Here is a 26,165-nt window from a genome sequence, read left to right as displayed (position 1 = left end):
GGTGCAGCCGAGCGGATCGGCGCAAAGGTTCTGAAATGAACGTGCAAATCCTTTAGGACCAAATCAAGTGCCCGACGCAAGAGGGGCCTGAACGATTCTGCTCTCGGTTCGGTTGCCTGCGCCACCCACGACCGTAGTAGAGGACATCGTGGCGAGGCAAGCGGCGCGGCCCCCCGTCCATGCAGAAAACCACCTGAATTTCCGGAAAAATGCAGTGCTGTGCCTCAACGCGGAATCGCCGATTGAGAGTCGGGACGCGGCGTGCGGAGACTTCAAATGCTCGACTCTGCGAGCCGGCCCGGCTATAAAAACAATGCTTTAGGCCTAAACTAAATGAGCGCCTTGTGTATGGCCCGTTTTGAACCCTTGACGCTTTCCGAGCTGCCGAGCGGCATTTGGCGCACGCGCCTGCGGGTGCGCTTCGGCTGTGTGCCGAGTATGAACGACAGCTTGGAGGTGGAAGTCCTCTGTCTAGCCTGATGACGGCGAAGGACTAGCGAAGCGCAAGGGCGTCACCGCGAGGTGGGGTCTGAAGAAAGCGTGGAGCAAAGCCGCGGCCCGATGGACAAACACCGGATAACGAGGCCTGCCCGGCCGGACGAGCGAGCAGCCAATCGCGAAGTCCATGGTCATCAAAGGTCGGGGTGGTAGATCCGGCGGGCGTGCGGTGAAGGCGGTCGGTCTTACCTCGGGAGGTCTGCGCTGCGTCCCAGCTTTGGGACTGAGGCCGCCGCAAGGCGGCCTGACCGCAGCGCAGAAGTCAGCAGAGGGCGTAGTAGGCGGCAGCGCGCCGCCGAAGGCCTGAACGGTGGAAGCGGTTAGTAGAGCGGCGATCTCGTGCGAGCCATGCGGCAGAAGAACCAGGTCGAGCTGAACTTGGGCACCGGAGCGGAGGGTGAAGCCCGAAGCGCCGCCGCCCGAGAGCCCGAAGCGCGCCCGGCGAGAGCCTGTCCCGAACGCCCGGCGGTTGCGGGACCGTCGATGGAAGACGTGGTTGAGCGTGAGAACCTGAAGAAAGCGTTGGCGCGAGTGAAGCGCAACAAAGGTACGGCAGGCATTGACGGTATGAATGTCGATGACTTGTCGGCCTACCTGAAGGAGCACTGGCCTACGGTTCGGGTCCAGTTGCTTGAAGGCATCTACAAGCCGCAGCCGGTGTGGCGCGTCGAGATACCGAAGCCGTCGGGTGGCATGCGGCTGCTCGGCATTCCGACGGTGCTCGACCGCTTTATCCAGCAGGCGGTGATGCAGGTGCTGCAAGCCGACTGGGACGGAACGTTCTCCGAGACGAGCTTCGGCTTCCGGCCGAAGCGCTCGGCGCATCAGGCGGTAGAGCGGGCGCAGACGTATATTGCGTCCGGACACGCCATCGTCGTGGACATCGACCTGGAGAAGTTCTTCGACCGGGTCAACCACGATATCCTGATGGGGCTTGTTGCCAAGCGGGTTGCCGACAAACGCATCCTGAAGCTGATCCGCGGCTTTCTGACCGCGGGTGCGATGGAAGGAGGCCTTGTCAGCCCGACGGAGGAAGGCACGCCGCAGGGTGGGCCGCTCTCGCCGCTGTTGTCGAACCTGATGCTGGATGTGCTGGACAAGGAACTGGAGAAACGCGGCCATCGCTTCGTGCGCTACGCCGACGATTGCAACATCTATGTGCGCAGTCAGAAGGCGGGCGAGCGGGTGCTGGCCGGGATCGAGCGGTTCATCGAGAAGCGCCTCAAGCTCAAGGTCAACAAAGCCAAGAGTGCGGTTGCCAAACCGAGCGTTCGCAAGTTCCTGGGCTTCAGCTACACGAGTGGACGAAAGCCGCGACGGCGCGTTGCGCCGCAGGCCATCGCCCGCTTCAAGGCGAGAATTCGGGAGCTGACGCGGCGCACGCGTGGACGAAGCCTTGCGCAGATCGTCAAGGAGCTGTCGGTCTACCTCATCGGGTGGCGGGGTTACTTCGGCTTCTGCCAAACCCCGTCGGTGTTGCGCGCGCTTGAGGAATGGATCAGGCGGCGGTTGCGCGCCATCGCCTGGAAGCAATGGAAGTGTGGACCTGCTCGCTTTGCCGAGCTGCGACGCTGCGGCGTCGGCCGGGACCTGGCGGCGCGAACCGCCGGAAGCCCGCGTGGCCCTTGGCGGCTCGCAAGCAGCCCCGCGCTCACCACTGCAATGCCAATTGCTTTCTTCGGTTCACTCGGCCTGACTTCCATCACAGAACTACGACATGCATAATCCACCGAACCGCCGTATACGGACCCGTACGTACGGTGGTGTGGGAGGGGAGGAGCCGAGAGGCTCCCCCCTATCCCGATCCTGCGATCCGGCCGGAATCGTCTACACGCCGGAATATCTCAATTTGTTCAACGGCGTGATCGAGGATTGGTACGGCGACGCGCTGGCAATTCCCTATCATGAGCTGGTTGGAACACGCAGGACCGGCCTCGGCTATGCGCACGTCTCGGCGGATTTCGCCAAGCCCAGCAGCATGGGTGACGTTCTCGACGTCGCGGTCATCGTGCGCGATATCGGACGCAGCTCGGTGAAGCTTACGGTTCACGCGTTCAAGGATGGCGCCGAGTGCGTACGCGCCACCTTCGTGACGGTGACGACTTCGCTGGTGGATCACAAATCGATTGGGTTGCCCGAGGACATGCGCCTCGCTTTGCAAACTTACCAGGCGAGTTGCGGCGAATCGGCCGGTCCTGCTCCAACAAATCTGAGATACGGAGCGAGCACCCTGCCGGCGTAGCAGCCGTCCACAAACTGCTGAACGCCCCGGAGCGTACAGTTCACGAGGGGCCGCTGAACACGATATCGCGGAGCTTCCGATCTGCCCGAGAGCGCCAAGCGAGCGACTCTTTGAGGTGGCTGATTTTCTATTAGCTCCTATCTGTTTGCGGATGTAGCCAAGTTCCCCGTTGTCTTGTTCACTTGTCCCGAAGGATCCCCAATGCGCCCATTGGCTTCCGCAATTCTAACAGTCGGAACGATGCTGGTCGTCGCGCCCGCGCGCGCCCAGACCTATGATCCAAGCTACCCGGTTTGCCTGCAAACCTACGGCATTGACGGCAATTATATCGACTGCAGCTTTACTTCGCTGGCGCAGTGCGCGGCATCTGCATCGGGCCGCGCGGCGCAGTGCCTGAACAACCCATATTTCGCGCACGGCGACAGGAAACTGTCTCGGCAGCGCAACGTTTACTAGAGGTGGCTGCATCGGCTTGCGTCGGAGGTGCCATGCTCAACTTTGCCCATGCCATCGCTTCTACGTATAGTCAGGCGAAACCACTTATTCCGTGAGGTCATGTGACTGCCCCCAATCCTGCTGCCGGCAAACCGGTCGATCCAGCCTCCCTCGTCAACGTGCCGCAGTTGGTCACGGCCTATTTCGCGTCGAAACCGGACCCGTCCGATCCCACGCAGCGCGTTGCCTTCGGAACCTCGGGGCATCGCGGGACCTCGCTGAAGAACTCGTTCAACGAAAATCATATCCTGGCGACGACGCAGGCGATCTGCGACCACCGCCGTGAAACCGGGCTGACCGGCCCGCTGTTCGTCGGCATCGATACCCACGCGCTCGCCGAGCCCGCGCTGGCGAGCGCCGTGGAAGTGTTTGCGGCCAACGGTGTCGACATCATGGTCGACGCGCACGGCGGTTACACGCCGACGCCCGTTATCTCGCATGCGATCCTGAGCTACAACAAGGGTCGCACGAGCGGATTTGCCGATGGCGTTGTCATCACGCCCTCGCACAATCCGCCCGAGGATGGCGGCTACAAATACAATCCGCAGCATGGCGGCCCGGCCGACACCGACGTGACGGCCAAGGTCGAAAAGGCCGCCAACGCCTACATGGAAGCCGACATGAAGGGCGTTGCGCGGATGCCGTATGCGCGCGCCCGCAAGGCGCCCACGACGCATCGGCACGACTACGTCAGTCCCTACATCGCCGATCTCGGCAATGCCTTGGACATGGCGCTGATCAAGTCCTCCGGCGTCAAGATCGGCATCGATCCGCTCGGCGGCGCGGCCGTTCACTACTGGGCGCCGCTGATCGAGCGTTATGGAATCGATGCGACCATCGTCAATGACGCCGTCGATCCGACGTTCCGTTTCATGACGGCGGACTGGGATGGAAAAATCCGCATGGATTGTTCCTCGCCGTTCGCGATGGCGAGCCTCATTGCGATGCGCGACAGATTCGACGTCGCCTTTGCCAACGACACCGATGCCGATCGGCACGGCATCGTGACGCGCACCGGCGGCTTGATGAACCCGAATCATTTTCTTGCGGCTGCGATCGCCTATCTGTTCGAGCATCGGCCGCAATGGGGCAGCGAGGCTGCGATCGGCAAAACCATCGTCTCCAGCTCGATCATCGACCGTGTCGCAAGGAAGTTGAACCGCAAGCTGGTCGAAACCCCGGTCGGCTTCAAATGGTTCGTCGAAGGCCTCGGCACCGGTGCGTTCGGATTGGCCGGTGAGGAAAGCGCCGGCGCGTCGTTCCTCAAGCGCGACGGCTCGGTCTGGACGACCGACAAGGACGGCATGGTGATGGGACTGCTCGCCGCCGAAATCCTGGCGCGCACCGGCCGCGACCCAAGCCAGTTGTTCGCCACCCTCACAGCCGAACTCGGCGTGCCCCACTACGAGCGGATCGACGTGCCGGCGACGCCGAAACAGAAAAGCGCACTGAAGGCGCTCGCGCCGGAGCAACTCGACATGCGCCAGCTCGCCGGCGATCCGGTCAGCGCGATCAGGACCCGGGCACCGGGTAACGATCAGTCGTTTGGCGGCATCAAGGTTGAATCCGAGGCGGGATGGTTCGCCGCGCGTCCATCGGGCACCGAAGACGTCTACAAGATCTACGCCGAGAGTTTCCGGGACCAGAGCCATCTGAAGGCGATTCAGCAGGACGCGCAGCGCGCCATCGCGAAGGTCTTCTAACTTCGGGGTTAGGCGGTTGGGGGCAACGGAAAACCCCGGTGGCGGTCGTGCGGCGGAAGAATACTGCGCCAGGCTGCACCTGACTGACTGCACCGGTTCGGCACACTCCCAGGCGGGAACTGCGGAATTGAGTTTCGTGCGCTGCCGCGTTTGCGATCACGCTGAAATCACGAAGGCCCAAGCAATGTTAGGCTCGGGAGTTAGCTGCCAGAAAGCCGTCCGGGAGCGGGGGGCCTGTGGGCTATCGAGGTACCGGGGGATGAAATGAGTGCGGAATCGGTTGTCTACTATCTGAATCGCGTGCCTGAGAGCGATCCGAATGACCAAACCGAATGGCTTTTGACGGCATTGGGACAATATACCGGCGCGGAATTGCGCGAACTGCTCTATGTGGCGGAAGAACCGGGATTCTTTGAATTGATGCGCGGGCTGTTTGCGCTTTCGGACGAGAGCCGTGCCGTCCTGCAGCACTTTCTCGAAACCGGCCACCCGCCGGCCATGAAGGCGGCGATCGACCCGAAAGGCCGGCTGACGATTGACCACGTCGAGATCGAGCAGCGCGTAAAAGCGCTTCCTGTGATCGCAAATTAGCGCCCGCAGGTCCCTGAGGTTGTGTTAGGCTCCCAGCTTGAACAGTTGGGAGCCTGCCCATGGCGACGAGGACGTGTGGCCCGCTCGATGCGATGGTGGGCGCGAGGATTCGCATATTTCGGGTCGACCGCGGCATGAGCCAAACCATGCTTGCGGAACGAATCGGCGTTACCTTTCAACATGTGCAGAAGTATGAGCGGGGCACGAACCGGGTTGGCGCCAGCCGTTTGTCGCAAATCGCTTCCGTGCTGGGCGTTTCGGTCGGCGAGTTGTTCGAATCTTCCCGAGCTGAATCTCCCGGCTTGAATTCACCGGTTCACTTGCTCGCCGAGCCTGGCGCCTTGCGCGTTCTCAAGGCTTATGCGCGAACGACCAGTCCGCGCGTGCGGCTTTGCATCGCAAGGCTGGTTGAAAGCATCGCCGGTCGAACTCTCAGGGCGAAGGCCACGGTTGCGCGTCTCAATATCGTCGATCGTGGTGAGCAGCGGAGGTTACCTAGCGAGGATAGTCTTCCGCAGGAAGACGAGCGGCAATCCCATGCCGCCCCATTTCCCGGTGGTGCGATCACAGGCGTCAACCGGTCGCGCGAATCGCAAGCCGCTCCGGCGGCCTGCTGCCGGGAATGAACTCGCCGATCCAGTCGCGTCGCGTCGCTTCGATATGCCAGCACATTGCCTCGGCCGAATAGGGGGCCGGATCGGGAATGTCCTTGCGGATCTCCTTGCCGTCGAGCCAGCCGCAGCTATGTGAATAGCGCGCCTTGCAGACGAGATGGATATCGCCGTGGTCCTGCAACAGCACGTAGCCATCGGCCGGAAAAAATGTGCCGGCAAGCTCGATCGCAGCAGGCAACTGGCGCACCAACAGAAACGTGCTGGTGGATTGCGATTCCGATTCGGAAACCAGCACGCCGACCAGGCTATGGATCGGTGCGATCATTTGCGGTGCAACCAGTGCGAGAGGCTCCGTGATCGGGCCAGCCGTCGCGATCGAGAGATATTCGCCCTCCGGTCCCCAACGGCAGGCGATCAGCCACTCGCGGCTGCGGCTGCGAATCAAGGTCGGCTTGGCATAATCTGAACGGGCAATATCTGCTGCCATGGCTATGACTAAGGCTTTCGCGAGCATAAGTTCCTCCGGGGCGAGGGCGGGCTGGCCTCTCGTCCGGAGTCTGCGCGTCAAGTCGTGAGGTCACCGTGAGCGGTACCGAAAATTCGATGCAGGAATTGTTTGCACGCGCGGCATCGTTGCTTCTCGGCAACGAAGTAGACGCCGCGAGTGATGGCGATGCCGGACATATCCTGCGCGCGCTGGAATATGCCGCGGAATCCGGCAACCGGATTGATTCGGAGACCGCGAATCGCGCTCATTTGCTGATCGCGGCTTCCCGGTTTGCGCGGGTGTTCGAACTGGCCGCGCCCGACGCGCCCGGCCTGCTCAGCTTTGGTGCGCAATTCGATCCGGCGCTCGCCGATCCGTTGCACGACGGAAGCCCGATGGTCGGCGTCTCAGGTGTCGGCCTGACGTTGCGGGAAGCATTTCAGGGCTGCATCGGCGAGGGGGTCGAGTATCTTTCTCAATTGCAGACTGGCACCGACCTGTTGCTCAAACCCGGCGTCGACGACTGGGCCGGAAAACTCGGTCCGAAGGCGCTGGAGTTGGTGGCTGCCGTTTCGGAACGCCGCATGCAACCGGAGCGAGCGCTTTCCTGGTGTCGCGCAACGAGGCTGACCGACGGAGGCGAAGTGTGGCTTCCGGCGGACATTTGCCTGCGGCGTCCGCTGGCGCAGCGCGACTTCGCGCCGCCATTTCCCTTGAGCATCGGATCGGCCGCCGGTCCGTCGCGTGACGCTGCAGCGCTGCACGGCCTGCTGGAATTGATCGAGCGTGATGCGGCCAGCCTGTGGTGGCGGGGCGGCCAATTGGCCCGATCGATTCCGCCGCAGCATGAAGCCGGCATCGTGGCGGAAGGTTTGTTGCGGCAGCTCCGGCACGGCGCATCGGTGCAGCGCCGGACATGGCTGCTCGATATCACGACGGATATCGGCGTGCCCTGCGTCGCGGCCGTCTCCTGCCGGGCGGACGGTTCCGGTTTTGCCTTCGGCCTTGCCGCGCGGCCGGCGCTCGAGGCCGCCGCCCGCTCGGCTACGCTCGAAATGTGTCAGCTCGAACTGGCCGACGCCGTCGTCATGACCAAACGAAGTGAGCGCGGCGATGACGCGCTCAACGCCCAGGATCGCATCCACCTGCAGCGCGCGGCGATCGATGCCGGTCAGTGCAGACTGCTGCAGCCGGTCGCGGAGCACGCTTCCCATCTGCCGCTTCACGCAACTGAAGCGAGCGTCATGTTTGGATTGATCGTACAGCGTTTGGAGAAGCTGGGAATCGAGACATTTTGCCTTGATCTCACGCGCCAGCGCTTTGCCGTTCCGGTGGTCCGCGTCATCGCCCCAGGCCTGCAACTCGAGCCATCCGAAATCATCACGGCCAGACTGCACGATGCGATTGCGGCAACCGGAGGCGGCGCAACCTATACCGGCGGTGTTTCTTTGATATAGACTGGCTGGAATTAACCAACCGGTTCCGGAACCGTTGCATGCCGGCCAGTGCAAACGCCATCACAGCAGACAACGCCACGGCGGCGCCGGAAGGCGCCCCGCGTCTGTCGGTATCGCTGGTCGGGCGGCTGGGCGTGCGGTTCAACGGCCGGCCGATTGAACTGCGAACCCGTAAAGCGGGTGCGGTCCTGAGCTACCTCGCATTGTTGGAGGCGAAGCAGGAAAGCCGTGAGCGGCTGGTCGGCCTGTTCTGGAGTCGTTCGGACGAGGAAAAAGCGCGTGCCTCGCTGCGCCAGGTCGTTCGCGAGTTGCGGTCGATGCTGGAGGAGGCCGGATATGACGGCTTCGTCGCGGAGCGGCTGATGATCGGCATCGACGTCGGACGGATCGAAGTCGATATCGAAAACGTGATTCAACTCGCCGAAGGCGGACGCGTTCACCCGCTGCTGCTCGATACGCCGCAACTCGACGGGCGGCTGCTCGAAGGCATGGACGATCTCGACCCGTCATTCCGGGTTTGGGTTCTGGCCAAGCGCCAGACCATCCATGAACGGTTGATGCGAAACCTTGATGAAGGCTTGACCTCCGCAAGCGTTCCCGCCGACGCCAAGAAGCGGATCGCGGCCGCGATCGTCAATCTCGATCCGACCCACGAATATGCCTGCCGCTATCTGATGCGGGCGCATGCGGAAGAGGGCGATGTCGCCGGTGCGCTACGCATTTACAAGGCGCTGTGGGATCTGCTGGACCGTGACTACGCGATGGAGCCGTCGTCAGCCACCGAAGAACTCGTCGCCAACATCAAGCTCGGCATTCTGGAGCGCGCGCCGGCCGATCGGGCCGCGTCGGCAGCGAATGACGAATTCGCCGTCAGGATGGTCAGGGGGAGCGCCCCGCAGCCGGTGGTCCCGATCACGCCAGCGGCCAATCCGCCCGCGAAGACGCGCCTCGTGCTGCGCCCCTTTGCGATGCACGGCGTCGATGAAGACCATAGCCATCTGGTGCAGGGGTTCTCCCAGCATCTTGCCGCCTGTCTCGTACGCTTCCGCGAATGGAGCGTCGTCGACCGTCCGCCGGCCGCCGTCGTGCTTCCCGCGCCCGATTCGGCGCCGCAATACTGCATCGAAACCACCGCTTACCAGGCGGGGCCCGAGATCAACATTGTAATGGTGCTGCGCGACGATACCACCGGGATCTACGTCTGGAGCGAGAGCTTCCGGCTCGGCCTGGGCAACTGGTTCGAAACGCAACAGCGTATCATCCGCCGCATCGCGACCGCGCTGAACGTGCAGCTCTCGACCGAACGCCTGATGCGGCTCGCCGGCGAGCCTGACGTGTCGCTCGACCTGCACGACCGCTGGCTGCGCGGACAGAATCTCATGTCGAAATTCGATCCCGAAAGCTGGCGGCGGGCGGTCGCCATCTTCCGCGATGCGATCCGCGACAATCCGGGGTTCTCTCCCTGCTACAGCAGCCTCGTGCAAATGAATAATATCGAGCATCTAGTGCATCCTGGAATCTTCCGCGATCTCGACAAGGCGAAGGCTACCCTCGAACTGGCGAAGACCGCCGTTCAACTGGACCCGGTCGATTCCAGGGCGCATCTGTGCTGCGGCTGGTCTTATGTAATGGCGCTTCGCGAAGCGGAAGCCGCGCCACATATGGCGCTCGCCTGCGAACTCAACGACAACGATCCATGGACGTTGCTATCCAGTGCGCACTACTCGGCAATCTGCGGATCGATCGACGATGCCCGCGTTCGCGCCGAGCGGTCGCTCGCACTTTCACCCGCGCCCTCCTATCTGGAATGGGCCTATCATGGCACTGTGCGCTTCTTCTGCGGCGACTACGAGGGAACTATCGAAGCGTGCGATCGCGCGCAAGGCATCAACAAGGTGCTGCCGGCATGGCGGGCCGCCGCGCTGTTCCAGCTCGGGGAGCGCGTGCGAGCGCAGCAGGAAGTCCAGCGCTTCGTGAACGGCCTGCGTTCATTCTGGGTCGGCTCCTCCACCCCGACAGACGAGGCGGCGGCGCGCTGGGTTATGCAGGCGCATCCCATCAGCGTGAAGGAGCGGTGGGAAGCCCTGCGCCAAAGTTTGCGTGGCGGAGGGCTTCCTGTCGATGGCATCACGTACCTAACGCGGAGCTAGATCATCAGGCACAGTAGCTGATGGTGTAGTCCCCGACGCGTTCGGCATGCACGCGGAACTTGTCGCTTTCCGGAATCACCGGGTCCAGGCCGTTGAACAGGCGCTTGTAGAACGGCGGAAGCGGATAGGTCGCGCCTGGCTTTTTGAGGCTTTCTTCGGAATCCGCGATCATCACGGCCGGCGGCAGACGCACCACGATCGTGTCCATCTCCTGTTCGACGAACTTTACCTTCTTGAACCGTTCCGGCACCGTCATGAACACTTGGGCCTTGGCAAGCTGCTCCTTGAATTCGTCGACGGTGGTCGGGATCGGGTACTCGTTGTCGTCGTCGAGGTAGTTCTTGCCGGTGGACCATGTCTTCACCAGATTGCCCCAGCGCTCATGGTTGGTCACTTGCATTCTTTCGATTGCCATAGCTTCACTCTCCGGGTTGCGTGAAGCGGAGGATTCCGCTTCACAAGAATGCAGGCACGGCATGCTGCAGCTCGGCTATTTCGGTGGTGAACTCCACCAGCTGCGCCATGCTTGAGATATCGGGAATGCCCTGAAGTACGTTTGCCGGATAAAATTCGCTGGAAATAGCCGCCAGTTGTCCGGCAAGCGAGCCGCTGTCCGCGCGCCGCGGGTCGCCCGCGAGCGCGCCAAAGATGACTTCCGAGACGATAATTGAACCGAGCGGGCCGAGGCGCAGGCCCTCGGCGTTCGGTTGCCGCATCGCTTCAAACAGGATGAAGAAAGGCAGCGGCGGCTCGTTCGAAAGCGTTTCGATGTCCTCAGCCGTCAGCGCGCCATATGCAGGCGCGGCGGCCAGCCATTCGCGAAGTTGATCGACACGATAGGCGCGGTCGGCAAGCAGGCGCGACATGGCGATGAGATGCGGCCGTCTGCGACCGATCTCGGCAATCAGTGCGTCTACCGACCACATGCCGGCGAGGCCGGCGCCGAGCAGGTCACGATAGAGCAGGCCTACGCGTTCGGTTTCGTCGAACGCGGGAAACATCTGGTCGTTGCCGAGACCGTCGCTCAGATAGGGTCCGATGCGCCGGCTGAAATTCGGCTTCGATCCGTTGATCTCGAAGAAGCGCGACCACTGGACCATCCACGTCTCGTCGAGCGGCATGTTGACAGGATCGTTCAGGGAGGATTTTTCAAGCGTGTTATTGAGGTCGTGGAGGGACAGGTCATTGATCTGGTATTCGTGCCGCACCATGGCATGGCCGAAGCGAAACGCGCCGTGCGAGAACTCGAAGGGGACTTCCCAGTCGCCGGTCGCAAAGCCTCCGGTGGAATGGGGGCGCTCGATAAAGTCGGGGCTAGGTCCGTGATAAACCGCGTAGATCGCCGGATGGATCACCCGCCGCATCAGGTCGTTGCGGATGATGTTGTGATAGATGGCCGTCAGTGCGCCGCGGGCGCACAAGAAGCGCTTGTAGGCGGCACCGAACTGACCATTTGGCCCCGCGTTGCCTTCATTACGGCGAATGATATCAATGAGCCCGTTGTGCAGCAGTGCGAACAGCGCGGTGAGCTGCGACATGACGGCGTGATCGTCATTGCGCGGATCGGCGACCAGCGCCTCGGTGAGGGCAACGCGGACACCTGCGATGCTGCGGTCGATCCCCGTCACATTCTCCGCAGGGGTCCGCGCGATGTCGCGGAATGGGCATCCGGTTGCGGGCTCGTTCTCCTTCCAGCGCATTCGCCCGAGCCGCAGCTTGGTGCGGCGGTCGTCATTCGGTGCGTCGAGTGCATAGATGTGCGGGGATCCGACCGGGCCGCTGCCATACAGCGTCTCCAGCCGAAGCGGTGTGCGGCGCGCGTTCGCGGTCCCGCCGCCGAGACCTCCCGCGACCGAAAGCGGGATCGCCGAATGAACCAGATCATGCGCCACGAATTGCAGCAGATAGGTATACCCGGAAGGTATCAACGGGTTCTCCCAGTGCTCCGCGGATCCGTAGCCATGTGAAGGCCAGCGTATGGCGGCGTCCATCCGGCGTGACAGACGCTGCATCAGCCTCCGCAGGTCGGGGAGGACCGCAGGCGAACTCAGTGGGTCGGCACCGAATGCGCGAAAGCGCTGCGAGGCGGCCGGACTGCCAAGGAAATGACGAAAGCCGGGGGCTGTCGGCGATCGAGCAGAGTCGCGCGTATCCAACTCGGAAGTTCGGAAAGAGGATGCGTCAGCGACGTTCTGCAGAGCCATAAAACTACTCTCGCGCTTGGCTGGGGCAGCGAGACTGCGGAGAAAGTCGTGAAATTATCGTGAGTTAAATCGTTAGAACCTGTGAACTTCTGTGGACATCTTTGGGCCAATGTGCGGCAGCCGGAAACTGCGCGACGCGGCGTTTTTCCCGGCTGTTCCGCGGCAGGCGATGCAGCTATATGATCCGGCACCTCATTGTGCCGGCTGGCAATAGGAGCTTTGCGTGAAGCTTACCGAGACGGCACCCTTGACGCGTCGTTTCGGCGCAATGCTCGTACTGATGCTAGTTATTTCAGGCGCCGCTCGAGCCGAGCCGGTGTTTTCTTTCGACTCCACGCCGGGCAAGCTGCCGAAGACGGTCGTTCCAATCAACTATTCAATCGAGCTGAGACCCGACGCCGAGAGCCTTGCGCTTCCCGGCGTCGAAGTGATCGACATCGAGGTGCGCGAACCGACCGCACGGCTGACGCTCAACGCCGTCAACACGACGTTTGCTTCCGTTACCGTGGATGACGGCGCAGCACGCGCCGATGTCGCGCTCGATGCGGCCGCCGAGACGGCGACGTTCACGTTCGCACAGCCGCTCGCGGTGGGCGCTCATCGGCTGCGCATCGAGTTTGCGGCACGGATCAACAAGTTCGACCGCGGTTTCTTCCTGGTCGACTATCCGACCGACGGCGGCATGAAGCGGCTGTTGACGAGCAAACTCGAGCCGGCGGACGCGCGGCGGATATTTCCATGCTGGGACGAGCCGGCTTTCAAGGCGAGTTTTGCCCTGACCGTAGGCGTGCCGCGCCATTTCCTCGCGGTCGGCAACATGCCGGTGGTGCGCGAAGAGCCGCTGGAGCCGAACCTGAAGAACGTCGCCTTCGCCCCCACGCCGAAAATGTCGACCTACCTTTTCGTGCTGACGGTGGGCGAACTGGAGCGCATCACAGTGGAAGCGGAAGGCGTGACGATCGGCGTCGTCGCCACCATCGGCAAGGCTGCGAAAGGGCAATTCGCACTCGATAGCGCAGCGAAACTGCTTGGCTGGTTCAACGATTATTTCGGCGTCAAGTATCCGCTGCCCAAGCTCGATCTGATCGCGGTGCCCGGCGGCTTCGGCGGCGCGATGGAGAACTGGGGCGGCATCACCTTCTTCGAGAGCCGGCTGTTGTTCGATCCCGCAACAAGTCCGGACAGCGCGCGGCGCGGCATCTTTTCCATCATCGCGCACGAGATGGCGCATCAATGGTTCGGCGATCTCGTCACGATGGCGTGGTGGGACAATCTCTGGCTCAACGAAGGCTTTGCGACCTGGATGGCGACGAAAGCCGCGGAGCAATTTTATCCGCAATGGCAAAGCTGGCTGAACGGTTACGGCCAGAAGCAGTTCGCCATGGCGCTCGACGCTCGGCGCACCACGCACCCGATCCAGCAGCCGGTCGCCAACGAGAGCGAGGCCATGATCGCGTTCGACGCCATTACCTACAACAAGGGCCAGGCGCTGATCCGCATGCTGGAAAATTACCTCGGCGAAGCGGCGTTCCGTGACGGCATCCGCGCCTACATGGCCGCGCATGCCTATGGCAACACCACCACGGCCGATCTCTGGCGGGCGCTGGAGCGCGCGGGTCACAAGCCCGTGACCGATATCGCGGTTTCCTTTACCGAGCAGGATGGCGTGCCGTTGATATCGGCCGAAACCGCCTGCAACGGCGATGCTCAGCGGCTGACGCTGCGGCAGGGCCGTTTCGTGATCGCGCCGGCGCGCGCCGGCGACGCATCCCTGCCGTCTCGCACCTGGCAAGTACCGGTCGCGGTCGGGCCGGTGGATGCGACACGATCGCCGGATGTCGTGCTGCTGCAAGGCTCCACCGAGATTCCGGCCGGATCCTGCGATAAGGCGATCAAGGTCAATCTCGGCGACATCGGCTATTTCCGCGTCGAGTACGGACCGGGGAGCAGGGCGGCGTTGGCGAAGTCGCTGCCGCAGATGTCACCGGCCGACCGCGTCAATTTCCTGGCCGATAGCTGGGCGATGGTGCAGGGGCGCCGCGCCGAGCCGCCATCCTACCTTGAACTGGCCGAGGCCATCAGCATCGATGACCGCCGCGCGGTTTGGGATCAGGTCATTGCGGTATTCTCCTCGCTCAATCGTCTGTCGCGCGGCCGTACCGAGCGCCCGGCCGTGCAGCGCTACATCAGCGCCCGATTGCGGCCGGTGCTCGACCGGCTCGGCTGGGATGGCGGCGGCTCCGGTGATGACGACGCCACCCTGCTGCGCGGCAGCCTGATCCGGATGCTCGGCGAACTCGGCGACGAGCAGGCCATCGCCGAAGCGAGGCGGCGGTTCGCCGGTTTCCTCCGCGAGCCGCAATCCTTATCCGGCGCGTTGCGCGATTCCGTCACCCATGTCGTCGGCATCGCGGCTGATCGAGCGACCTACGATGCGCTGCTGGCGCTGGCGCGCAAGAGCACCGTCACCAATGAGCGGCTGCGCTATTACTACGCTGCAGCCAGCGCGCGCGACGCCGCGCTGGCGAATGCCACGCTGGAGCTGACTCTGACGGATGAAGTGCCGGGAACGATCGTCGTCGGGCTGATCAATTCGGTTGCGTCATCGGGAGAGCAGCCGGATCTGGCCTGGGACTTCCTGCAGAAGAACTACGCGGCGTTGTTCGCAAAGCTTGGGCCTCAGTTCCGCGACCAGTTCGTTGCGAACTTCATGACGAACTTCAACGATGACGCTCATGCCGCCGAACTCGCCGCCTTTGCACCGGTTCAGGCGACCTCGGGCGGGCGCGTGATGGCGGCCCGCGCGCAGGAGACGATCGCGATTTCGGCCGACCTCAAGGGCCGTGCGCTGCCGGTGATCGATGCGTGGATCAAGGCGCGCAAACGATAGAGCCGTTCGCACGATTCGTGCGGAGCGTTGCCTTGCACCGGCATTCCGGATAGCCATGGCTATCAGGACTTTCCCGCTTGAGGCATTTTCCTCCCATGGCTGATTTCCACGGCGTCTTTCCCTATCTGGTCTCACCCATCGATGCGTCAGGCCAGATCCGTACCGCAGTGCTGGGCCGGTTGTGCGACGACCTCATCAAGGAGGGCGTGCACGGGTTGACGCCGCTCGGATCGACCGGCGAATTCGCCTATCTCAACCAGGCGCAGCGCGCGGCCGTCGTGCAAGCCACGATCGAAGCCGCAAGGGGGCGCGTGCCCGTGATCGCCGGCGTCGCTTCGACGTCGACGGCGGATGCGGTGGCGCAGGCAAAGGCGCATCAAAAACTCGGCGCCGATGGCATTCTCGCGATCATGGAAGCCTATTTCCCGGTGGCCGACGCGCAGGTCGAGTGCTATTTCCGTGCCATTGCCGACGCCGTCGACATTCCCGTCGTGATCTACACCAACCCGCAATTCCAGCGCTCCGACCTGACGCTCGATGTGATCGCGCGGCTCGCGACCCATCCACGCATCGGCCACATCAAGGATGCCTCCACCAATACCGGCCGGCTGCTGTCGATCATGAACCGCTGCGGCGACAGCATCAAAGTGTTCTCGGCATCCGCCCATATCCCGGCGGCGGTGATGCTGATCGGCGGTTTGGGCTGGATGGCCGGCCCCGCCTGCATCATCCCGCGGCAGAGCGTCGAGCTCTATAACCTCTGCAAGGCGGCGCGCTGGGATGAGGCGATGGCGCTGCAACGTAAGCTGTGGCGCATCAATGAAGCGTTTGCGCGTTTCAATCTCGCCGCCTGTATCAAGGCAGGCCTCGAAATTCAGGGCTACGCCGTTGGCGACCCGGTCCCGCCGCAGGCACCTCTGACTGCCGAGGAGCGCAAGGCCGTCGAGGTGGCGCTGCGCGATCTCGCATAAGCCTAAATGGCCCGCAGCGCCTCTTTCGGCGTTTCGCGGATCAATGCCTCGAGATCGCTCTGCTCCAAGGTCTCCTTCTCCAATAGTTTCTTCGCTGCCCGATCCAGGATCGCGCGTCGCGCTTTCAGGATGCCCTGCGCGCGCTCGAACACCCGATCGACGATCGATCGGACCTCTTCGTCGACGGAAGCGGCGGTCTCGTCGGCATATTCGCGCTCGCGAACCGGGTAGGGCCGGTCGGCGCCCGCGAGAAAATTGCCTGGGTCGCGCTCATAGGCGACGCCGCCGAGCTTTTCCGACATGCCGTAGCGCGTCACCATGCTGCGGGCGATATCGGTGACGCGGCGCAAGTCGTCGGCGGCACCGGTGGACAAATGATTGAACACGATCAATTCCGCCGCGCGCCCGCCGAGCAGCACGGCCATCTTGTTCTCCAGCTCCTCCTTGGTCATCAGGAAGCGATCTTCGATCGGGCGCTGGATGGTATAGCCGAGCGCGCCGACGCCCCTTGGAATGATCGACACCTTGTGCACGGCATCGACACCGGGCAGCGACAGCGCAATCAGAGCGTGGCCCATCTCGTGATAGGCGACGATCTCGCGCTCCTTCGGATTGAGAAGCCGGTTTCGCTTCTCTAATCCGGCAACCATACGCTCGACCGCGTTGTTGAAATCGGCCATCGCGACCGCGCTGGCGCCGCGACGTGTCGCGAGCAGGGCTGCTTCATTGACCAGGTTGGCGAGATCGGCACCCGTGAAACCTGGCGTGAGCGCCGCAACGGCCTCGGCATCGACGTCTGGATCAAGCTGCACTTTTTTCGCATGCACCTTGAGGATTTCAACGCGGCCCTTCTTGTCAGGGCGGTCGACCAGCACCTGGCGATCGAAGCGGCCGGCACGCAGCAGTGCGGGATCGAGGATTTCCGGCCGGTTGGTCGCGGCCAGGATGATGAGCCCCGACCGCGAGTCGAAGCCGTCGAGTTCGACCAGGAGCTGATTGAGCGTCTGTTCCTTTTCATCGTGTCCGCCTGCAAAGGGCCCAATGCCGCGGGCGCGTCCCAGCGCATCGAGTTCGTCGATGAAGATGATCGCTGGAGCTTTCTGGTGCGCCTGCTGAAACAGATCGCGTACGCGCGCTGCGCCGACGCCGACGAACATCTCGACGAACTCTGAACCGGATATCGAGAAGAATGGTACCTTGGCTTCGCCGGCGACAGCCTTGGCCAGCAGGGTCTTGCCGGTGCCGGGCGGACCGACCAGCAACACGCCCTTGGGCATGCGTCCGCCGAGCCGCCCGTAGTCGGTCGGGTTTTTCAGGAAGTCGACGACCTCGCGCAGTTCGTCCTTGGCTTCGTCGACGCCGGCAACATCGGAAAAGTTCACGCCGGTATCGGACTCGACGTAGATTTTGGCCTTGCTCTTGCCGATCGCCATCAGGCCGCCGCCGAGGCCGCTACCTTCTGCGGCGCGTCTGGCGATGTACCACCACAGGCCGAAGAACAGCAGCACCGGCATGACCCATGACAGCAGGTCACGCAGGAACGTGCTCTCGATCTGGCCGGTGAAGCGGACGTTGTATTTCTCGAGCTCTTGCGCGGTTTCCTGGTCGACCCGCGTGGTGACGAACTGCTTTTGTCCGCCCGACAGCGGCTCCTTCAGGGTGCCCTGCACCGTGCGGTCGGAGATGCCGACGGTCGCGACTTTCCCCTGTTTCAGCAATTGTTGATATTCGCTGTAGGGAATAATAGCGATCTGGCTCGCCGCGGAGATGAAGTACTGGATCACGAAGACGGCAAAGATTGCAGCGATCGCGTATCCGACGTTGAAACGCATCTTGTTGTTCATGATTGAACTCCGGGCGCACACCCTCTCACGGGAAGCCGCGTCGGCACATTCGCCCGATCCAGGAAAGCCCGTGGCGACACCTGGATTGCGGCCCTCTGACAATGGGAACAGGGAGGTTTGGTTTCAATGGCGGGGCAGCCTGCGCGGCAAATCGGCGCTCCCGGGATCATCCAGGCCGGCAGCTTTGGTGCGCCAACAAGCCTCCGAAACGGCAGAAACTTTGTGCCAGCCGGGGCGTTTGGTTACGCGAACACTTCCAAGGGCTGAAAAGCCCGCCCCCCGCTTTCGTTCATCGCAAGCGAGCGGCATTGCCGGGTGAGTAATCCATGAACCGTCGCTTTGTGCTTTTCGCAGCCATTGTCGCGGGCGTTTTGGCCGCGCTGACCATCTCCAATATCCGCTACAGCCCGTGGACCAACACGGTCGCGCGGACCGTCGACCAGCGCGGCCCGCTGTCCGAGGCCGAGCGTGCCAATATTGAACTGTTCGAGCGGGTGTCGCCGTCGGTGGTACAGGTGGCGGCACGATCTGCCGCCGGCAATCCTCTGGCCGAAGACGAAGGCGGAGAAGCCGCGGCTGGGGCGGCTTCCGGCACCGGCTTCGTCTGGGACAATGCCGGCCACGTGGTGACCAACAATCATGTCGTCCAGAACGGCAGGGAGGTTGCGGTTCGCTTCGCTTCTGGCGAGGTGGCGCAGGCTGAAGTCATCGGGGTCGCGCCCAACTATGACGTTGCGGTGTTGCGGATCAGGAGTGCGCGCAAGTTGCCGCCGCCGGTGGCGCTTGGCAGTTCGACCGAACTCAAGGTCGGTCAATCCGCGTTTGCGATCGGCAATCCCTTCGGTCTCGACCAGTCGCTGACCAGTGGAATCATCAGTGCACTCAAGCGCCGGCTGCCGACCAGCAGCGGCCGCGAAATCGCCAACGTGATCCAGACCGACACTGCGATCAATCCCGGTAATTCGGGCGGGCCGCTTTTGGATTCGGCGGGGCGGCTGATCGGCGTCAACACGGCGATCATCTCGCCTTCGGGCTCCAGCGCCGGCATCGGCTTTGCGATCCCCGTCGACATCGTCAATCGCGTGGTCCCTGAACTCATCAAGAATGGCCGCGTGCCGACGCCCGGGATCGGCATTGTCGCCGCCAGCGAGGCCGTTTCGACCAGATTAGGTGTCGAAGGGGTGATCATCGTGCGCACCGCGCCCGGAAGTCCGGCCGAGCGCGCCGGCATCCGCGGCGTCGATTTCGGCTCTGGTGCACTCGGCGACGTCATTGTCCAGGTCGACGGCAAGCCGGTGCACCGCTTGTCCGACCTGACCGATCAGATCGAGCAGGTCGGCGCCGGCAAGAGCATCCGGATCAGCCTGAAACGCGGTTCGCAGACGCGCGACATCGACATTGACATCGTGGATATCGGCCGCAGCTAATACTTCCCTTCTTGCAGCAGGATCATACCCGTTTGCGGCCGGCCGCGCCCTGTGCGCTGGCGCATTTATTGCAACGAGTTGAATGAGTTGTGTCGGCCGGAAAAACCGCTAAAACCCGCCCGATCCGACAGGAAGCTCGAAGGACAAACTGATGAACATTCTTCCCGGCAATATGCGTTTTGGTGCAGGCCAGCCGGTCAAGCGTTTGGAAGACCAGAGACTGCTTACCGGGAAGGGGCAGTTCATCGACGACAAGCCCGAGGAAGGCGCGCTGTGGCTCTATGTGCTTCGCTCGCCACATGCCCACGCGAAGATCGTCTCGATTGACACCGGCGCAGCCGCCCAAATGCCGGGCGTCGAGGCCGTCTATACCGGTGCTGACCTGATCAAGGACGATATCGGCACTCTGCCGACGCTTGCGATCTTTCAGCGGCCGGACGGCAAGCCGATGACGGTGCCGCCGCGGCGGCTGCTGGCCCATGAAGTCGTGCGCTATGCCGGCGAGGCGGTGGCGGCCGTGGTGGCGACATCGCGGGTGCTGGCACAGACGGCGGCCGAGGCGATCGAAATCGACTACGAGGTGTTGCCCTCGGTGGTAGATCCGGTCGAGGCGGTGAAGCCCGGTGCACCGGTGGTGTGGCCCGAGGCGCCCGACAACATCGTGGCCGCCATGAGCTATGGCGACGCCGCCAAGGTCGAAGAAGCGTTTGCCAAGGCGGCGCACACGGTTTCGCTCGATCTGGTCAGCCAGCGGCTGGTGCCATCGGCGATGGAGCCGCGCTCGACGATCGCCGAGATCGAGAAGAAGACCGGCCGGTTGATCCTGCATGTGCAGTCGCAAACCCCCGGCTCGACCCGTGACCTGCTCGCGGAATCCATTCTGAAGCGGCCGAAGGACAGCGTGCGCGTGCTGGTCGGCGATATCGGCGGCGGCTTTGGCCAGAAGACGAGCCTCTATCCTGAGGACGGCATCGTCGCTTACGCCGCGACCAAGCTGAACAGGAGGATTCGCTGGCGCGGTGACCGCACCGATGAATTCGTCGGCGGCACCCATGGCCGCGATCTCACTTCGACCGGCGAATTCGCGCTTGACGCCAAGGGCCGCGTGCTCGCCTATCGCGTGCGCTCGATCGGCGGCACCGGGGCGTATTCGTCGGGGACCGCGAACATCATTCCGCTGGTGCTCGGACCGTTCGTGCAGACTGGCGTCTACGATTTGCCGCTGGTGCATTTCGAAGTGAAGTCGGTGATGACCAACACCGCGCCGGTCGGCGCCTATCGCGGGGCAGGGCGGCCCGAGGCGGTATTTATCGTCGAGCGGCTGATGGATGCCGCCGCGCGGGAGATCGGCATGGATCCGCGCACCATCCGCAAGGTGAACTACATCAAGCCCGCGCAACTGCCTTACACCAACGCGGTCGGCCAGGTGTACGATTCCGGCGCCTTCGCGCACATGCTGTCGCGCGCCTCCGAGCTTGCGGACTGGGACGGCTTTGCCGCGCGCAAGAAGACGGCGAAGAAGAAGGGCCTGCTCTATGGGCGCGGCCTCACCAGTTACATCGAATGGACCGGCGGGCGCGCGCATACCGAAAAGGTCAGCCTGCATGCCACGGCCGAGGGCCGCATCATCCTGCATTCCGGCACCATGGCGATGGGGCAGGGCCTGCAGACCACCTACACGCAAATGGTATCCGATACGCTCGGCATTGCCATGGACAAGATCGACGTGGTGCAGGGCGATACTGACCTTGCCATCGGATTCGGCAGCGTCGGCTCGCGTTCGCTGTTCGTCGGCGGCACGGCGGTCGCGGTCTCTAGCAATGACATGATCCAGAAAGCGCGCGAGAAAGCCTCGAACGTGCTGGAAACCTCCGTCGAGGATATCGAATATCGCGATGGCTGGCTCAGTGTGGTCGGCACCGACAAGCGCATCAGCCTGTTTGAGATCGCCATGAAGGAAGACGGCGCGCGGCTTTCCGTCGACAGTGAAGGCGAAGTCGACGGCCCGAGCTGGCCGAACGGCACGCATATCTGCGAAGTCGAGATCGATCCGGAAACCGGCGTTAGCAAGGTGGTGCGCTACACCACGGTCGACGACGTCGGCATCGCCGTCAATCCGATGCTGGTGACCGGTCAGGTGCATGGCGGCGTTGCCCAAGGCATCGGGCAGGCGCTCTACGAGGGCGTCGCTTACAACGAGGAAGGCCAGCTATTGACCGCGAGCTACCAGGATTACTGCGTGCCGCGCGCCGATGACATTCCGCCAATCGTTGTGACGCTCGATGATTCCGCGCCCTGCCGCACTAATCCGCTTGGCGCCAAGGGCTGCGGCGAGTCCGGGGCCATTGGCGGCCCGCCCTGCGTCACCAACGGCGTGATGGATGCGTTGAGCGAGCTCGGCATCAAGCAGCTCAACACCCCGCTGACGCCGGCCAAGGTGTGGCAGGCGATCCGGGACGCGAGGGCGGCGGGATAGCTCGTCATTCCGGGATGCGCCGTCAGGCGCAGGCCCGGAATCCATCGGGCCGCATGCGTAGTGAAATGGATTCCGGGCTCAGCCCTACGGGCCGCCCCGGAATGACGGGAGGTAAGTGGTCTACAACCCCAACACCATCTTCGCTACGATATCCCGCTGGATCTCCGACGAGCCGCCGAAGATCGTATACGCCCGGCCGTTGAGATATTCCGGCACCACCGGCAGCAATTCCTCCGCAATGCCGGGCGCTTCGTTCAGCCGGTAAAGCGGCCGCACCGGCTCGACATAGAGGCCGTCATTGCCGATGACGTCGACCCCGAGCCGCGTCACCGCCTGGCGGATTTCGCTGACGCGCAATTTCAGCAGCGACGACACCGCGCCGGGATTCTGCCCGGTCTGCAGCGCCGACAGCACGCGCAGTTCGGTCATCTCGAGCGTATCGATGTCGACCTCGATCTCGGACATCCGCACTGCGATATCGGGATCGTCAATGGCGCGGCCGGTGGCGTCGGATTCGGCAAGATCGGAAATCGTCTTCAGTGCGTCGCGCAGTTTGGCCGAGGCGATGCCGGCGCCGCGTTCGAACTCGAGCAGATATTTGCCGTAGGTCCAGCCCTTGCCTTCCTCGCCGACGCGGTTGGCGACGGGTACGCGGACATCGTCGAAGAACACCTGGTTGACCTCATGGTCGCCGCCGATAGTCAGGATCGGCCGCGTCGTGATACCCGCGCTCTTCATGTCGATCAGGATGAAGGAGATGCCGTCCTGCTGTCGCTCGGTCTCGTTGGTGCGCACCAGCGCGAACATGCGGTTGGCGTGATGGGCATGCGTGGTCCAGATCTTGGTGCCGTTGATGATGTAGTCGTCGCCGTCACGTACCGCGCGGGTTTTCAGCGACGAGAGGTCGGAGCCGGAGCCCGGCTCGGAATAGCCCTGGCACCAGTAATCCTCGCCGGAGAGAATTCGCGGCAGGTAGAAATTCTTCTGGTCGGGCGAGCCGAAGCCGATGATGACGGGGCCGACCATCTTGACGCCCATCACATTCACATTCGGCGCGCCGGCGCGGGCGCATTCGGCCTCGAAGATCCAGCGCTGTGCCGGGGTCCAGTCCGGTCCGCCATGCTCCACCGGCCAGCCCGGCGCGCCCCAGCCCTTCTTGTGGAGCGCGCGCTGCCAGGCCATGCCGATGTCGGGGTCGGAAAACACGGAGGGCGTCAGCGTGGTGGCGCGTTTCATTTCCGGTGTGAGGTTGGCCGCGATGAAGTCGCGCACCTCTTTCTCGAAAGCGCGCTCTTCGGCGTTGAAAGCAAGATCCATGATGCGCTCCTTTCAGGCTTGAACGGCGCGGCCGCCGAGAGCGGCGTGCCGGCGATAGTGATGAGCGCTGCCGCCGAACAGCGTGTCGAAGGCAAGCAGCCGCTTGAAGTAGGCCCCGATGTCGAGCTCCTCGGTGACGCCCATGGCGCCATGAAGCTGGACCGACTGCTCGGCGACAAAGCGCGCGCATTTGCCGATCTTGGCCTTCGCCCCTGACGCCGCGCGGCTGCGCGCGACCGGCTCGGCGTCAACCATCAGCGCGGCGCGCAACGCCATCGAGCGCGCCTCGTCGCATTGCATCGCCATGTCGGCGAGGTGATGCCGGATCACCTGGTTGGCGGACAGCGGCCGTCCGAACTGCTTTCGGATTTTGGTATATTCCAGCGTCTGGTCGAGCAGCATTTGCATGATGCCGACGGCCTCCGCGCCGAGCGCTGCCATGGCGCGATCGACCACGGCTTCGATCGCGGGCAGGGCGTCGCTGCCGTCACCGAGCAGGGCATCCGCGGGAAGCTGCACGTCGCGTAGATCGAGATTGCAAGCGCGCCCGCCGCCAAGCCGCGGAAAATCGCGCGAGGTGAGGCCGCGCGTGCCTTGCGGTACGAGGAACAGGCAGAGCTTGCCGGGCTTGTGAGAGCCGTCATCGACGCGGGCCGAGACGATGATCTGTCCGGCGGCGTTGCCGTCGAGCACCGCTGTCTTGTGTCCGTCGAGGCGCCAGCCGTCAGGCGTCTTCTTTGCCGTGGTCGCGACATCAGCCAAATCGTAGCGCGCCTGACGTTCCGAATGCGCGAATGCCAGAACCAGCGAGCCGCCGGCGATATCAGGCAGCAGCGCCTGCTTCTGCGCCTCCGTGCCGCATTTCGAGATCAGCGATGCGCCGATCACGACGGTGGAAAGATACGGTTCGGAGACCAGGCCGCGCCCGAACGCTTCCATCAGGATGCCGATCTCGATGGCACCGCCGCCGAGCCCGCCATGGGCCTCCGAAATCGGCAGCGCCAGCCAGCCGAGATCGGCGAACTGCTTCCAGATATCGGCGCTGAAGCCGAGTGGTTCGTTTGCGACCTTGCGGCGATGATCGGCGGTGTAGGTCTCGCTGACGAAGCGATCGGCACTTTCGCGCAGCAACCGCTGCTCGTCACTTGGGGTAAGGTCCATCTGATCTACTTTGCTTGTTCTATTTTGCCTGTGCCGGTTTTCTGACGGAGGGGTGCAGGCCTGTGGGATCTACGATCATTCCGAATTCCTGAAGGTTGTGCGCGTGGCAAAGCTGATGCAGCGCAAACGCTTGCTCGATCGCCGCCGGCTGCCCCATCACGTCGACCGAGCGATTGACGGCCTCTTTGGTCAGCTTCAGCGCGAAGGAGGGTTTCGCCGCGATGCTTTCGGCGAGCTTCATTACGAAGGAGGAAAGTTCGCCCCGCGGCACCACGTGATTGACCATGCCGAGCCGGTGCGCTTCCTCAGCGCTCCAGACGTCTGATGTGAACAGCAATTCCTTGGCCTTGCGCGGACCGAGCTCCCAGGGATGCACGAACCATTCGACACCGCAGACGCCCATCGTGACCACGGGATCGCAGAACTCTGCATCGTCGCTGGCCACGATGAGGTCGCAGGCCCAGGCCAGCATCAGGCCGCCGGCGATGCATTTGCCGTGCACTTCCGCGATCGTCGGTTTTGCAAGATTGCGCCAGCGCCGTGTGATCTGCAGGTAGATTTCCTGCTCGCGCGCAAAGCGGCCGTGGGCGTTGGGCTCGGCGAAGCGCCCCAATTTCCGACCGGCGGAAAATCAGCGCCAGCAGTATTCTTAGGCGCAGGGCGCAAATCATGCCCGGACGAAAAATGCGGACCGTTGCCGGCGAGGATGATGACCTTGACTGTGTCGTCCTGCACCGCCTGGTCGAAGGCGGCATTGAGGTCGTAAGTCATCTGCAGGTTCTGCGCGTTGCGCGCCTCGGGCCGGTTCATCACGATCCGCGCGATGCGCGGCTCCGGCCGCTCCACGACGATGGTCTCAAACTCCATGACGTCCTCGCGTTTCCCTTATTCTTGTCGAGCCATGTTGTTATTTCGGCAAATCATACGCAAGGGCCATCGGCAGCGAAATGGAACGGGAACGGCTTTGGGCGCTTATTTGAGGCGGCTATTCTGATACCGTGCGCCGGAAATAACAGCGGGAGAGCCCAATGCGCAGATTTTGGACCGTGCTGGCGGCGCTGGCGACACTGAGCCTGACCAATTGCGGTTACAATGCGATCCAGACCAACGACGAGCAGGTCAAGTCGGGCTGGTCGGAAGTGATCAACCAGTATCAGCGCCGCACTGATCTCGTACCCAACCTCGTCAATTCGGTGAAGGGCTTTGCGCAGCAGGAAAAGGACGTTCTGCTCGGGGTCACCAATGCGCGCGCCAAAGTTGGCAGCATCCAGGCGACGCCGGAGGTGCTGAACGATCCCGCCGCATTCCAGAAATTCCAGGCCGCCCAGAGCGAACTCACGAGCGCGCTGTCGCGGCTATTGGTGGTGACCGAAAACTATCCGCAGCTCAAATCGGACGCGCTGTTTCGCGATTTGATGTCACAGCTCGAAGGCACCGAGAACCGCATCACCGTGGCACGCAACCGCTACATCAAGGCCGTGCAGGACTATAATGTCGGCATCCGCACCTTCCCGAACAATCTGACGGCAATGGCCTTCGGCTACAAGGAGAAGCCGAGCTTCACGGTCGAGAACGAGAAGGCCATCTCGACGGCGCCGAAGGTGGACTTCAACCCGACGCTGGCGCCCGCCAAGTAGC

Annotated in this window: 19 protein-coding genes and 1 pseudogene; 13 read left to right on the top strand and 7 right to left on the bottom strand. The window is 63.0% G+C overall.

What is annotated here, in order from left to right; genetic code table 11:
- Nucleotides 1-846: 846 nt before the first annotated feature.
- The 6 genes from ltrA (at nt 847) to V1288_RS05280 (ending at nt 6,155) form a co-directional block, all read left to right on the top strand.
- Nucleotides 847-2,223 carry a group II intron reverse transcriptase/maturase gene (gene ltrA, locus V1288_RS05305; RefSeq protein ID WP_334355225.1) on the top strand — a complete coding sequence of 459 codons (1,377 nt, stop codon included), beginning with the start codon at nt 847-849 and terminating at the stop codon, nt 2,221-2,223.
- A gap of 124 nt (nt 2,224-2,347) precedes the next feature.
- Nucleotides 2,348-2,740 (top strand): acyl-CoA thioesterase, encoded by a 393-nt coding sequence (locus V1288_RS05300; protein WP_334356072.1) that lies wholly within the window; start codon nt 2,348-2,350, stop codon nt 2,738-2,740.
- A 201-nt stretch (nt 2,741-2,941) separates the two neighbouring features.
- Complete coding sequence (locus V1288_RS05295) at nt 2,942-3,196, top strand: DUF3551 domain-containing protein (RefSeq protein WP_334356071.1); 255 nt, start codon at nt 2,942-2,944, stop codon at nt 3,194-3,196.
- Between the two features lie 101 nt (nt 3,197-3,297).
- Nucleotides 3,298-4,938: a phosphoglucomutase (alpha-D-glucose-1,6-bisphosphate-dependent) gene (gene pgm, locus V1288_RS05290; protein WP_334356070.1), complete on the top strand. Its 1,641-nt coding sequence runs from the start codon at nt 3,298-3,300 to the stop codon at nt 4,936-4,938.
- Nucleotides 4,939-5,202: 264 nt separating this feature from the next.
- A complete protein-coding gene (locus V1288_RS05285; protein WP_334356069.1) occupies nt 5,203-5,529 on the top strand; it encodes a hypothetical protein in 327 nt (108 codons plus the stop codon).
- Between the two features lie 59 nt (nt 5,530-5,588).
- Complete coding sequence (locus V1288_RS05280) at nt 5,589-6,155, top strand: helix-turn-helix domain-containing protein (RefSeq protein WP_334356068.1); 567 nt, start codon at nt 5,589-5,591, stop codon at nt 6,153-6,155.
- On the opposite strand, the gene V1288_RS05275 is transcribed toward V1288_RS05280, so the two are convergent.
- The gene (locus V1288_RS05275; RefSeq protein ID WP_334356067.1) at nt 6,103-6,630 is read right to left on the bottom strand and encodes a hypothetical protein; all 528 of its coding nucleotides are present in this window, start codon (nt 6,628-6,630) and stop codon (nt 6,103-6,105) included. The two genes, V1288_RS05280 and V1288_RS05275, sit on opposite strands and share 53 nt — an antisense overlap.
- A gap of 95 nt (nt 6,631-6,725) precedes the next feature.
- On the opposite strand from V1288_RS05275, the gene V1288_RS05270 reads away from it, so the two are divergent.
- Together V1288_RS05270 and V1288_RS05265 are read left to right on the top strand one after the other, a co-directional pair.
- Nucleotides 6,726-8,087: a YcaO-like family protein gene (locus tag V1288_RS05270; RefSeq protein ID WP_334356066.1), complete on the top strand. Its 1,362-nt coding sequence runs from the start codon at nt 6,726-6,728 to the stop codon at nt 8,085-8,087.
- A gap of 38 nt (nt 8,088-8,125) precedes the next feature.
- On the top strand, nt 8,126-10,237 hold the full coding sequence (locus tag V1288_RS05265; protein ID WP_334356065.1) for a BTAD domain-containing putative transcriptional regulator: 2,112 nt from the start codon (nt 8,126-8,128) through the stop codon (nt 10,235-10,237).
- A gap of 4 nt (nt 10,238-10,241) precedes the next feature.
- Here V1288_RS05265 and V1288_RS05260 read toward each other — a convergent pair whose 3' ends face one another.
- Nucleotides 10,242-10,652, bottom strand: coding sequence for a hypothetical protein (locus tag V1288_RS05260; protein ID WP_057855314.1), 411 nt, complete (start codon nt 10,650-10,652; stop codon nt 10,242-10,244).
- A gap of 40 nt (nt 10,653-10,692) precedes the next feature.
- Nucleotides 10,693-11,775 carry a hypothetical protein gene (locus V1288_RS05255; RefSeq protein WP_334356064.1) on the bottom strand — a complete coding sequence of 361 codons (1,083 nt, stop codon included), beginning with the start codon at nt 11,773-11,775 and terminating at the stop codon, nt 10,693-10,695.
- Nucleotides 11,776-12,664: 889 nt separating this feature from the next.
- Between V1288_RS05255 and V1288_RS05250 the strand changes: the two genes are divergently transcribed.
- Both V1288_RS05250 and V1288_RS05245 read left to right on the top strand, forming a co-directional pair.
- Nucleotides 12,665-15,331: a M1 family metallopeptidase gene (locus V1288_RS05250; protein WP_334356063.1), complete on the top strand. Its 2,667-nt coding sequence runs from the start codon at nt 12,665-12,667 to the stop codon at nt 15,329-15,331.
- Nucleotides 15,332-15,426: 95 nt separating this feature from the next.
- Entirely contained in the window at nt 15,427-16,302 is an 876-nt protein-coding gene (locus V1288_RS05245; RefSeq protein ID WP_334356062.1) for a dihydrodipicolinate synthase family protein, read from the top strand.
- Nucleotides 16,303-16,304: 2 nt separating this feature from the next.
- Here the strand turns inward: V1288_RS05245 and ftsH are convergent, their stop codons facing one another.
- Nucleotides 16,305-18,146 (bottom strand): ATP-dependent zinc metalloprotease FtsH, encoded by a 1,842-nt coding sequence (ftsH, locus tag V1288_RS05240; protein ID WP_334356061.1) that lies wholly within the window; start codon nt 18,144-18,146, stop codon nt 16,305-16,307.
- A gap of 326 nt (nt 18,147-18,472) precedes the next feature.
- Here ftsH and V1288_RS05235 point away from each other — a divergent pair, with 326 nt between their 5' ends.
- Nucleotides 18,473-19,573, top strand: coding sequence for a S1C family serine protease (locus V1288_RS05235; protein ID WP_334356060.1), 1,101 nt, complete (start codon nt 18,473-18,475; stop codon nt 19,571-19,573).
- Nucleotides 19,574-19,724: 151 nt separating this feature from the next.
- Nucleotides 19,725-22,049: a xanthine dehydrogenase family protein molybdopterin-binding subunit gene (locus tag V1288_RS05230; protein WP_334356059.1), complete on the top strand. Its 2,325-nt coding sequence runs from the start codon at nt 19,725-19,727 to the stop codon at nt 22,047-22,049.
- A 120-nt stretch (nt 22,050-22,169) separates the two neighbouring features.
- On the opposite strand, the gene V1288_RS05225 is transcribed toward V1288_RS05230, so the two are convergent.
- From V1288_RS05225 to V1288_RS05215, 3 genes and pseudogenes are all read right to left on the bottom strand, one after another.
- A complete protein-coding gene (locus tag V1288_RS05225; RefSeq protein WP_334356058.1) occupies nt 22,170-23,366 on the bottom strand; it encodes an acyl-CoA dehydrogenase family protein in 1,197 nt (398 codons plus the stop codon).
- Between the two features lie 12 nt (nt 23,367-23,378).
- Nucleotides 23,379-24,527 carry an acyl-CoA dehydrogenase family protein gene (locus V1288_RS05220; RefSeq protein WP_334356057.1) on the bottom strand — a complete coding sequence of 383 codons (1,149 nt, stop codon included), beginning with the start codon at nt 24,525-24,527 and terminating at the stop codon, nt 23,379-23,381.
- Nucleotides 24,528-24,546: 19 nt separating this feature from the next.
- Nucleotides 24,547-25,394 (bottom strand): annotated as a pseudogene (locus V1288_RS05215) (enoyl-CoA hydratase).
- A 161-nt stretch (nt 25,395-25,555) separates the two neighbouring features.
- Between V1288_RS05215 and V1288_RS05210 the strand changes: the two are divergent.
- Nucleotides 25,556-26,164 carry a LemA family protein gene (locus V1288_RS05210; RefSeq protein WP_334356056.1) on the top strand — a complete coding sequence of 203 codons (609 nt, stop codon included), beginning with the start codon at nt 25,556-25,558 and terminating at the stop codon, nt 26,162-26,164.
- Nucleotide 26,165 lies beyond the last annotated feature (1 nt).

The organism is Bradyrhizobium sp. AZCC 2176, from assembly GCF_036924645.1.
Lineage (GTDB): Bacteria > Pseudomonadota > Alphaproteobacteria > Rhizobiales > Xanthobacteraceae > Bradyrhizobium.
The sequence above is the reverse complement of the archived record's forward strand: the minus strand, read 5'-3'. Positions and strand labels throughout refer to the sequence as shown.